Origin of the sequence: Rahnella perminowiae (genome assembly GCF_019049755.1) — a bacterium.
Lineage (GTDB): Bacteria > Pseudomonadota > Gammaproteobacteria > Enterobacterales > Enterobacteriaceae > Rahnella > Rahnella perminowiae.
In genome coordinates, this window is sequence record NZ_JAFMOS010000073.1 from 1 (window position 1) to 572 (window position 572).

Consider the following 572-nt stretch of genomic DNA (forward strand, 5'->3'; position numbering starts at 1 on the left):
TAGTGATACTGTACTTACTGTGCTTCGAGATACAACTCTTAAATTTAGTAATACTTTAGATTTCAACGATCCATTTGATTATAATCCAGCATTTTCTACGATAGGTTTATCGAAATTTATTAAAAGAGTGGGAGAACATAATGAAGTTAAAATCAACAGAAAAAAAGCAATGCGAAATTGCAAGGTATTAACTACTGATGAATTTAGACGGGAAGCCTCAAGCGAGTTTTCTGTAACATGCTTTAGCAAGTCCCCACACATCGTACCAATGTGGGCACACTATGCAGATTGTCATAGCGGCTGCGTTTTGGGTTTTGCGAACGCTTCCGAGGATGAATTAAACAATATGTTAGATAGTTCTCAATGGCTCTGGGATCATGATTGTGATAATTTGATTCCTCATGATGTTAAGTATACTGACTCCAGACCAAATATTATTAATTCTGAGGGATTAACCAATGTTCGAGAAAATGGTTTTGATGCATGTGTTATAAAGGCTAAAGCGTGGGAGTATGAACAAGAAGTAAGAGTTATAAAGCTGAAACCAGCAGGGATATATCCCTGTCTCTTAT

The 572-nt window shown here is 36.4% G+C and carries 1 protein-coding gene; it reads left to right on the forward strand.

The annotated features are described in order from the left end of the window. The coding region (locus tag J1785_RS00365; protein WP_217218531.1) for a DUF2971 domain-containing protein at positions 1-572 on the forward strand (572 nt) is incomplete at both ends.